Origin of the sequence: Hydrogenimonas sp. (genome assembly GCF_029932565.1) — a bacterium.
Taxonomy (GTDB): Bacteria; Campylobacterota; Campylobacteria; order Campylobacterales; family Hydrogenimonadaceae; genus Hydrogenimonas.
Genome location: NZ_JAOZPV010000080.1, coordinates 1 through 7,176, shown reverse-complemented (window position 1 = coordinate 7,176; position 7,176 = coordinate 1). Strand labels below are relative to the sequence as shown.

General features: G+C 50.5%; 7 protein-coding genes. All 7 read right to left on the bottom strand.

The window, feature by feature from the left end; all coding sequences use genetic code 11:
- A partial coding sequence (locus tag Q1K24_RS08465; RefSeq protein WP_300368828.1) for a chaperone NapD occupies nucleotides 1-337 on the bottom strand: 337 nt, incomplete at its 3' end.
- The gene (locus Q1K24_RS08460) at nucleotides 334-1,290 is read right to left on the bottom strand and encodes a hypothetical protein (protein WP_300368825.1); all 957 of its coding nucleotides are present in this window, start codon (nucleotides 1,288-1,290) and stop codon (nucleotides 334-336) included. The genes Q1K24_RS08460 and Q1K24_RS08465, both read right to left, overlap by 4 nt.
- Complete coding sequence (locus Q1K24_RS08455) at nucleotides 1,287-1,802, bottom strand: ferredoxin-type protein NapF (RefSeq protein ID WP_300368822.1); 516 nt, start codon at nucleotides 1,800-1,802, stop codon at nucleotides 1,287-1,289. The genes Q1K24_RS08460 and Q1K24_RS08455 overlap by 4 nt, the downstream gene beginning before the upstream one ends.
- Nucleotide 1,803: 1 nt before the next feature.
- Nucleotides 1,804-2,370, bottom strand: a complete 567-nt coding sequence (locus Q1K24_RS08450) for a nitrate reductase cytochrome c-type subunit (protein ID WP_300368819.1) — start codon at nucleotides 2,368-2,370, stop codon at nucleotides 1,804-1,806.
- On the bottom strand, nucleotides 2,367-3,197 hold the full coding sequence (napH, locus tag Q1K24_RS08445; protein WP_300368816.1) for a quinol dehydrogenase ferredoxin subunit NapH: 831 nt from the start codon (nucleotides 3,195-3,197) through the stop codon (nucleotides 2,367-2,369). Before napH ends, Q1K24_RS08450 begins: the two co-directional genes overlap by 4 nt.
- Nucleotides 3,190-4,026 (bottom strand): ferredoxin-type protein NapG, encoded by an 837-nt coding sequence (gene napG, locus Q1K24_RS08440; RefSeq protein WP_300368814.1) that lies wholly within the window; start codon nucleotides 4,024-4,026, stop codon nucleotides 3,190-3,192. The genes napH and napG overlap by 8 nt, the downstream gene beginning before the upstream one ends.
- A 93-nt stretch (nucleotides 4,027-4,119) precedes the next feature.
- Nucleotides 4,120-6,924 (bottom strand): nitrate reductase catalytic subunit NapA, encoded by a 2,805-nt coding sequence (gene napA / locus Q1K24_RS08435; RefSeq protein ID WP_300368811.1) that lies wholly within the window; start codon nucleotides 6,922-6,924, stop codon nucleotides 4,120-4,122.
- Nucleotides 6,925-7,176: the final 252 nt, after the last annotated feature.

The window sequence follows — 7,176 nt, the reverse complement described above, 5'->3', positions numbered from 1 at the left end:
GGTCGCCGTGGTAGACGATATCTTCGGCGCGGATGGAGTCGTCGTTGAGCATTTCCGGTACGTTGGGGCCGTTCATCTCGAGCTTCGAACGCTCTTCGTTCAATTCGTCTTCACTGTAGGCCATCATCATGTCGGCCGCGATGACATGAGGGACCGCCTGAATCTTTTTCACTTTTTCGATCTCTTCCGAAACACCTTCCCCCTCGACTGTCACGATGATTTTTCCGATCGCCTTGTCGTGGAAATGGTAGTCACAGAAATCTGCAGCTTTGAGCGCTTCGACCACTTCGTCGACATACTCCTGCCGAACCTGTACTACGATACTCGATATATTCATGGAAGCCTCCAAATTAAGATATGATTGTCGTCACTCGAACTGATGAGTGTCTTGTCGTCGATGAAGACGATGGTATTGAGGACAGACTGCTGTCCGACCAGCTGATATTTCATCGATTTGGTCAGATTGTTGTAGATGCCGATATCATTGTTTTCGTTGATCTGGAAGGCACTCAGCTTCGCATCCTTGTTCAGTGCACCGGCATAGACCAGAAACTGCGTTGGATAGATGACCATTTTTTCATGGCCAAGAGAGTAGAGAACCGCTTTTCTGTCCTGCCCACAGGCCAGAACCTTGTAATTTTTAAAATCGACCTTGAAGACATTGTCTTTGTTGCCGCCCTCGAATGTTTTGAGAACCTTTCCGCTTTTTGTATCGACGATATAGACAATACCCGATTCACAGCTGCTTGCCACTTTGCTGTGATCTTCATTGAGCTGGAAGTCGGAGAAAGTGGACAGACTCAGTTTCACTTTGTAGAGAAATTTTCGGGCCGGAATGTCGAAGAGCATCAGATCGTTGCTCATCGTCGCAATCAGCAGATGGGTATTGTCCACATAGCGTGCTTCCCGCATCTGGATATGGGCTTTTTTATCGAGAATTCTCGTCAGATTGTTCTCTCTGTAAATGTACAGAATTCTCTCGCCCTCTTCGTCCTGAACCATCAGGGCCAGTTCATCACCTTCTTTATTGATGTCGATGCCGAAGACTTTTGGAGGAATCGGATCGCCCAGAAAGTCGTGGATCGTATCGAACTTGATTTCGCTCAGTTTTTCCCTGGTGTGCCAGTTATAGACTTCCATCTTGCCCGTATCGGTGGCAACATAGAGCTTTTCGTTTTTGTGGGTGAATTCGACAACATTGCCGTCAACATCAATGGAGTATTGGGGCTTGACGATGGTGGCTGCCATCGAAATGAGAGATACCAGACATACTATTAAAAGTGATCTCATTCTTTTTCCTTTCGTCCTGGAACAATTTCAATGGCATCAGCCGGACAGACGGGTATGCACCAACCACATGCCGTACACCGATCCATCCCGATTTTTGGTCGGAAAAGACCGATGAAAGCAATGGCGTCCTCCATGCACGGCTCTTTGCAGCTGCTGCACATTACCTGATGCCAGGCGATACATTTGAGTACATTGATCTCAACCGTCGCGTTGACGAAGTTTAGCGTTTTGTCGCTTAAAACTCCAGCATCACACGCATCGGAACAGGCATCGCAGAAGGTACATCCTCTTTCGGAAAAGTTGAGAGTCGGCGTACCCGCTTCGTCGATGACGATAATCTCCTCTTCACACGCTTCGACGCACTGTTTGCCGGTACATTCCGGGCAAAGCTTGTAAAAAAGAGAGAGATCGGATTGATAGGGTGGACGGATTACCGCTTTCTTTCGCGTTTTTTCGTTCTTGAAAGCCGAGGAGAGGGAGGCGAAAAGCCCCCGTCTCTCTTCGTCGATCATCTTAGTGGACACCTTCGTTCAGAGTATCGATAAGATTCGATTTTTTCTTCTCTTCTCCACTTCGGTAACCGGGTGTGAAGTTGTTTTTAACCAGCGGTTGAACGTTGGCCTGCGGAACGTGGCACTGCGAGCAGTTGAATCGCTGCTGCGCCAGATGATCCAGCTTTTTCTGGGTTCGGAAATCCATGAAGTGTGTCGGAGGAATCGGTACCGCTTTGACACTCGGTGCAACTTCCGGCATATGGCAACCCAGGCATGCATTGTTAGCTTTGGTAATCGGCAGAAGACCGTCGACACTGTGAGGAATGAGCGGAGGCGCATTCTCATAGGATCGTTCGAATCTTTTTGCAGTACCGGGAGCCGCTTTGGTATATTTGGCTTCGACAGGCTTGACGCCTTCTTCGGTATAGAGGTTCTCATCACGAAGCCCGAGCTCCTCTTCTGTCACGATCGGAGCCGATTTGCTGTTCAGCTCTTTTTCACTGGCACCCGAACCGCTTTTGTTGGCACAGGCGCTCATGCCCAGTACCAATGCAGCCGAAAGTGCCGTCAAAATCAATTTTTTCATCTCTTTTCTCCTTTGGCTTTACTTTTTGCAAAATCTCTAATACTAAACCCGAGTGCATCATCGTCGCACACTTCGATACAGCGAGCACAGTTGACACATTCACCCATGTTTACGGTCCCGCTCTCTTTGCCGATCATGAAAAGAACCTGACTCTCCGGGCACACCTCTTTACATTTCATGCAGAGGGTGCAGTTTGGTTCGTTGTGGCGAACACGGATAAGACTGAAACGACCGATGATCGAATAGATGCCGCCCAGCGGACAGATATGTCCACACCATCCGTTCTTGACCCCGAAGAGATCGAACAGAAAAATCGCCACCAGGACACCCCCGGTCATACCCATGCCAAAAATGACACCACGATTGAATATCGTGATCGGACTGACCAGTTCGAACGCTGCAAGCCCTGTGATTGCCGAAACGACAAGCGACAAGCCGAGTACCCAGTAGCGGGCATTGCGACTCACCCAGACCTTCCTTTCCACTTTATCGAGCAGAAACTTGCGTCTCAACCAGTTGGCGAGGTCGGTAATCATGTTGACAGGGCAGACCCAACTGCAGAATGCCCGTCCGCCGACGATCCCATAGAAAAGGACAATGACAGCGGCTCCAATAAAAACATTGACGCCCATTATCGCGCCGGCAGAGAGCATCTGCAAGAGAGCAAACGGATCGGCCAGAGGAATGGTATCGAAAAGCATCGATGCACTGAGTGTCCCCTGCAGGATTTTCCATCCGTAGGCATTGCCTGCGAAATAGAGGAAGAGAAGTCCGATCTGTGTGATGCGTCTGAGAATCAGATATCGCATTTTGAAGAGCTTATTCATTGAACAACTCCTCATCCATATTCAGATAATCCTGCGGTTTCTTTTCGCTGCGTTCGGTTTTCGTCTCGAGTTCCTCCAGGTTTCGCTGTTTGATGCGTTCCTGGTCTTTGACATCCCAACCTTTTACATAATAGTCGCCGGCTTTGCCCAATGCCACGTCGCGCGGCAGGACAAAGATGGCAGCTTTCTCTGTAACGCAGGCATGCTCGCACAGACCGCAGCCGGTACAGTAGTCGGCATGGACTACGGGAACCAGTTTGGCGTGTTTTCCGGTCCGTTCATTTCGCAGAAACTCGATCGTAATCGCATCCCCGAGTATCGGGCAGGCCCGATAGCAGGCGTCGCACTGGATACCCCAGTAGGCAACGCATGATTCGTGATCCACGACCGCAATACCCATTTTCGCTTTGTTGATATCGAGCACCTTTTTGCCCTCGACAACACTCGAGACAGAATCTTCATCGAGTGCCCCCGTCGGACAGACCGGTACACAGGGGATATCCGTACACATATAGCACGGAATATCTCGCGCAATAAAATAGGGTGTACCCATCGGCAGACCGTCACCCGGTTTTGCCATGAGCAGTGTATCGTATGGACACGCTTCGGCGCACTGTCCGCATTTGATACAGGTCCGAAGGAAGTCAGACTCCTTCAGTGCTCCCGGCGGACGGAGCAGAAGCGGTGAGGCTTTCGCCTCTTCCACGTATCCGGTCCATACAATGCCGCCGAGGGCGGAAAGACCGACACTTTGTGCCATGATGGTCAAAAAGCGCCGTCTTTCAGTGATTTTGGGTTTGGTATCTTTTTTCGGATTTTGAGTGTTCAAAGACTCAATCCACCTTTTAATCATTTTGTACAGTTACTGAAAACTGTATGTGTTGGCCGCCGAGGCGAACCTCGGACGGCAACGAAATGATGCTTACGCCTTATAGATCTTGACCGCACACTTTTTGTAGTCGGTCTGTTTGGACATCGGACATGTATGGTCGAGGCACACTTTGTTGATGAAGACACGTTCGTCGAACCACGGAACGAAGACAAGTCCTCTCGGCGGTCGGTTACGTCCGCGTGTCTTGACGTGTGCCTTGACTTTGCCGCGTCGGCTTTCTATCCATACCATGTCGCCATCTTTGAGACCTTTGGCTTTCGCATCGGCCGGGTTCATGTAACAGAACGCTTCAGGCATCGCACGGAAGAGCTCCGGAACACGCATTGTCATCGTACCACTGTGCCAATGCTCGATGACACGCCCTGTACAGAGCCAGATCGGATATTCGTTGTCCGGCTGTTCGGTCGGATCCATATATGGTCGGAAGAAGATTTTCGCTTTGTTGGCGAGGTTGATCTTTCCTTTCGCAGGATCGATCTTCTTCAAGTTACCGCGTTTGATCGTTTTGAGTGCAGGTCCGTAGAATGCGAATCCTTCACCCGGTTTTGCATGCTTGCGTGCATACGGATCGTATTTGACATTGAAGCGCCATGGTGTATCTTTGCCATCGACGACAGGCCATCGGAGCCCGCGTACACGGTGATAGGTGTCGAAGTCCGCAAGGTCGTGGCCATGTCCGGTACCAAATTTGCGATACTCTTCCCACAATGCTTTGTGAATGAAGAAGCCATACCCTTTCCACGGTTTGCCGTCGCTTCCAAGAACGTTGCGGCTGTCGCCATTTGTTTCCGTATCATCGAATCCGGCCGCGATCGGGTCGTTCGTTTTGAAACTTCTGTAATAGTCGTTTGCGAAAAGAATTTCGAACATGGTCGTATCTTCTTTGTATCCCATCGCTTTCGCTTTTTCGATGACATTCGGCAGTTTTTTGCCGCCTTTGATCGTTGATTCGCCCCAGAGGTCTTTGACAGTAAAGCGTTTGGAGAGTTCGATCCATTGCCAGGTATCGCTCATCGCATCACCGACAGGAAGAACCTGCTGCTTCCAGTGCTGGGTTCGTCGCTCAGCATTTCCGTAGGCACCCCATTTTTCATAGATCATCGCCGATGGAAGAACAAGGTCGGAGACTTTTGCGGAGATGCCCGGATAACCGTCGGATGTGACGATGAAGCAATCCATGTTACGGGCCGCTTTGATCCAGTGGTTTGCGTTGGCAGAGTCATGATACGGGTTACAGACATTGACCCATGCGAACTTGATCTTGCCGCTTTCGATCTGTCGGTGGATATTCATAATATGCTGATATCCGACCGGGTTGATCGTGCCTTCCGGCAGTTTCCAGATCTTCTCGGCGATCTTTCGGTGTTTCGGAATTTTGACCAGCATGTCGGCAGGGAGACGGTGGGTAAATGTACCGACTTCGCGAGCCGTACCACAGGCAGAAGGCTGACCGGTCAGCGAGAAGGCACCCATGCCCGGTTTCGCCTGTTTTCCGAGGAGGAAGTGAACCATATAGGACTGTTCGTTGACCCACGAACCGCGATAGTGCTGGTTCATACCCATCGTCCAGAAGCTGACCATTTTGCGGCTCTTGTCAATATAGAGATCGCGCAGTGTTTCCAGCTTGCCTTTGAAGACTTCGATATCTTCGTCCGGATCGCCTTTGGCGACACTTGCGACATAATCGAGTGTATACGGCTCGAGGCCTTTTTTGAACTCTTCGAATGTGATCTCCCAGTGTCCGAGAGCATGGCCGCGGTGAACCATCTTCATATTATCGCCCGCTTTGTATCCCAGCGGAGCCAGACCCGGAGCTTCACGTTCAGTGACCGTATGATTTGCTTCCTCCTTGATCGTTTCAAGCTCTTTGTCGCTGTAGCCCAGTTTTTTCGCTTCGTCCGGCATTCTCATACCGTAACCCGTTTCAACGAACCCGGTTGTGAAAATCGTATGCTTCTTGACGAAATCCCAGTCGATCACTTCCGGATGGTTGTAGACGATTTCGCGTGCGAGATAGTTCCACATCGCGAGGTCGGAACCGGGTCGGAAGATGATCTCCATGTCGGCCAGGTCGGAACATCGGTGTCGGTAGGTCGAAATGTTGACGACTTTGACACGCTCGGGATCGGAGAGCTTTCGGTCGGTGACGCGCGCCCAGAGAATCGGGTGCATCTCTGCCATGTTCGCGCCCCATGTGACGATCGTATCGGTGATTTCGATATCGTCGTAACATCCGGACGGCTCATCGATACCGAATGTCTGGAAGAATCCGACGACTGCCGATGCCATACAGTGGCGTGCATTCGGGTCGATCGCGTTGGAGCGGAAACCCGCTTTCATCATTTTGGCCGCGGCATACCCTTCATTGATCGTGTACTGTCCGGAGCCGAATACGGCAACCGCTTCCGGGCCACCCTCTTTGAGCGCTTTGCGGATTGCGCGCTCCATTTCGTCAAAGGCACGTTTCCAGCTGACCGGGCGGAACTTGCCCTTCTTGTTGAAGTTGCCTTTGTCGTCCATTCGCAGAAGCGGAGTCGTAAGACGGTCTGCACCGTACATGATTTTCGCGTTGAAGTACCCTTTGATACAGTTCAGACCGCGGTTGACCGGTGCTGCCGGGTCGCCTTTGACCGCAACGATCTTGCCGTCTTTGGTCGCAACCATAATACCGCATCCTGTACCACAGAATCGGCAGACTGCCTTGTCCCATCGCCAGCCGCTCTCAGCTGCACCGGCTTTGGCCTCTACTTCAGTAGGAACTGACATCCCAACAGCGCTGGCAGCTGTGGCAGCCGCTGCACTCTTGAGGAAGTCACGTCGTGACATAGATGACATATTTACCTCCTAATAAATTTGCACGTTTCTGGAATCACCAAGCGCCCAGACCCAAGAAAATTAGAGTTTAAACATTTCTTGAGTCTGGGCACTAGGATTCCAACACAAAATAATTCTACAGAAGTCGTCCTGAATTATTCTTGATATTGGTCAATGAAATTGATAAATGTCAGAAATGTAACTAAAGATGCAGATTAAGGTTCTTGCTTCGAAGAAGTGCTTTGTTGAAAGATGTTGAATAACGTTTGATTA